Origin of the sequence: Methanofollis sp. UBA420 (assembly GCF_002498315.1) — an archaeon.
In the GTDB taxonomy this organism is placed as follows: Archaea; Halobacteriota; Methanomicrobia; order Methanomicrobiales; family Methanofollaceae; genus Methanofollis.
The window spans coordinates 1-2,867 of the sequence record NZ_DAGX01000001.1; the positions used below are offsets into that span (position 1 = coordinate 1).

Annotated in this window: 2 protein-coding genes; both read right to left on the reverse strand. The window is 61.4% G+C overall.

Annotated features, from left to right (window positions below):
- Nucleotides 1-145 precede the first annotated feature (145 nt).
- Nucleotides 146-1,600, reverse strand: a complete 1,455-nt coding sequence (locus tag BP869_RS00005; RefSeq protein ID WP_342675728.1) for an NEW3 domain-containing protein — start codon at nt 1,598-1,600, stop codon at nt 146-148.
- Nucleotides 1,597-2,718, reverse strand: coding sequence for an ABC transporter permease (locus BP869_RS00010; protein WP_342675730.1), 1,122 nt, complete (start codon nt 2,716-2,718; stop codon nt 1,597-1,599). The genes BP869_RS00005 and BP869_RS00010 overlap by 4 nt, the downstream gene beginning before the upstream one ends.
- Nucleotides 2,719-2,867: the final 149 nt, after the last annotated feature.

Below are 2,867 nucleotides of genomic sequence, written 5' to 3' on the forward strand. Positions count from 1 at the left end.
CAGATGTTCGCATCGTATCATGGGTCTCCAGTCCTTTTTCGGGATTATGAAGATCCATGGTGCCCCATTTATAAAACAATTCTGTGTAAATCGTCTATCTATCGGGAAAGGTACGGCTGACACAAAAAAAAGGGGAGGGGAAAATTCAACGGCGCTGGTACTTCCTGAAGTAATACCAGACCCCGCCCGCGATGCCGGCGAGCATGAGGAGACCGAGGATCGCGGCAAAGGACTGCTCCTTCACGACGATCCTGAAGTCGTCGCTCTGCTCGCCCTGCTCCGAGACCGCCTTCAGCGTCACCTTGTATTCAGAGGCGACGATATTCGGGGGCGGCACCACCTTCACGTTCACCTTCTTCGACTCGCCCGGCTGGAGACTCGTGACATTCGACGGCGTCACCGTCGCCTTCCAGCCCTGCGGCGCGCTCACCTCGAAGTGGATCCCGGTCAGGGCACCGGCATTGCCGATGTTCCGCACCAAGGCATCGAACTCGAGGGTCTCGCCCATGTTCGCCTCATAGCGGTACCGGTCCGCGGAGAGCCTCATCTCATAACTCCCGCTGATCTTCGCGGTCAGGTCCTCGGTATAGACATCCGAAGAGGACTCGATGACAGCATTGAAGGAGTAGTCACCGACCTTCGTGCCGTACGGCGGGATCGCCTCCAGGAAGAGGGTCTTATCCTCTCCGGCAGGGACAAGGATCTCCGAGATGTCGCTCGTATCCGCGGCATTCTCCTTGTACCTGGCATACCAGCCCTCGGGGAGGCCGTCGGTCGTCAGCCTGTAGGTGTCGTCGGCCTTCCCGACATTCCGCAGCTTCATCTCAAAGGTCGGGTTCTTCCCTGCCGGCGTCGTGATCAGGGACGACTTCACCGTCACCTCGGCCGCATACGAGGACTTGTCCAGCATCACCGTGCCGGCGTCGACCGTGATCCCGCACTTCACCTTCACATCCTTCTTCTCGACAGAAAGGAAGCCCGGTTTCGTGATGACCAGGCGGTAGACGTCCTGGGGGAGACCAGTGCTGATCCGGCCGTCGGCCGTCGTCATCACCCTGTCGAAGGCCTCGTGTTCATTCCCGCGGAAGACCTCGATCGTCGCACCCTTCACCTTCTCCCCGTCCTTGTCCGTCACCAGGAGATTGAGGGTGCCGAGTTCGCCGGTGTGCGTCTTCGAGATGCTCACGTAGAGCCAGATCGAGCCGTCGCCGACATGCACCTTTACCGGGTAGTCGCCGACAGGCGTGTCCGCGGCCGTCTCCACCTCAAGGGTGACGGTCTTCGACCCGCCCTCCGGGATGGAGACGCGGTTCACCTCGGTCTTGCCGTCAATAAAACGCATCTCCCAGTTCCTGCTTCCGACAAATTTCTCCGTCCACAGTTTGATCTGGCCGCCTTCCGCCGCCGCGTTCCCGTTGTTCGCCGCGGTGAGGGAGAAAGTCGCCGTCTCCCCGGCCTCGACAACCTGGCCGGGGAAGTCGCAGGTGACCGAGACCGTCCCGGACGCCACCCCTTCCGCCGCAACCGGCAGGGGCAGGACCGTCGCGGCGAGCATCAGGAGGGCAAGGAGGAGGGCGGGCGCCCTCGTTCCGGCGGTCATCTCACGTCCTCCCGCATGAACCGCACCCACGCAAGCCCGAAGAAGAGGGCAGGCGTGATGATCAGCGCGGCGATGTTCTTTGCCATGTCACCGAGGAGGGCGAAGAGCGCCGAGAAACCTTCCTTCGGGATCTCATCGTCCATCTCCACATCCGAGAAACTGGAACTGCTCATCATCATCCGCGCCATGCCCGGATTGGTCACGGCATAGGCCAGTCTCTGGTAGTTGCTCGTCGGCGAGAGGAGAGAAACGGCGTCGCCGACAGCACCTCTCTGTTCCCAGTAGGCCCGCGACTTCTCCTCGTACTCCTGCCAGGCCTCGTCGACCTCAGGGTCGCGCACCATGCCGCCTTCCACGACCTCCACCGACTTCGTCACGTACATGCCGCCATAGCCGCCGTACCGTATCGTGTCGGTGTCTGGGGGCTCGGGGGGCTGGCCAAAGATCGCGGTGTACACCGAGCCGTACGTGAAGATCGGAAGGAGGGATGAGAGCACGATCATGATGATCAGGGTGTAGATGATGGCGCTCCCGCTGTCCTTCGCGATCGTCGACATGAAGAGGGCGATCGCGAAGAACGAGAAGACGAGCAGGAACGAGAGCGCTCCAAAGAGGAACATCCGCACCGTCTCCTCGAAGTTCGGGACGATCCCGAAGAGGAGCATGATCGCCAGCGAGAGGACGAGCACGATCCCCATCGCAAGGGTGATCGCCGCAATACCGCCGAGGGCCTTCCCGTTGATCACCTCGTCCCGGTAGATCGGGTGCGAGAGCAGGATCTTCAGGGACTTGCTCTCCTTCTCCCGCGTGATCAGATCAAAGCCCATCGCGATCCCGAGGATCACGCCGATCGTCGTCATCAGTGTGGTCATCTCGTTGAAGGCCGAGAGGATCGTCGGTTTCCAGGAGAAGTACGAGTGCGACTCGAACTCGTCGTCCGAGACCGCAGCCTGGTTCTTGTTATAGTCGTCAAGCTGTTTCTGGTACTCGACCGCACCGCCGATGAGCCCGATGACGGCGATGACCAGGAAGACCCCGAAGATGAGGTGGAACTTCCTGCTCTGCAGGTGGTCGCGGAATTCCTTCCCCGCGATCACCTTCAGTCCCGCGGACCTCACGAGGTCGCCTCCTCGTGATAGTACGAGAGGAAGACGTCTTCGATGTCGGGTTCGTCGCGCTCCAGGCGCCGGATCCCGGCAGGGCCGACGGCCGCGGCGATGTCGTCGCAGATGTCCGTCTCGGCGACGATCCGCGCCGCATGGTGGCC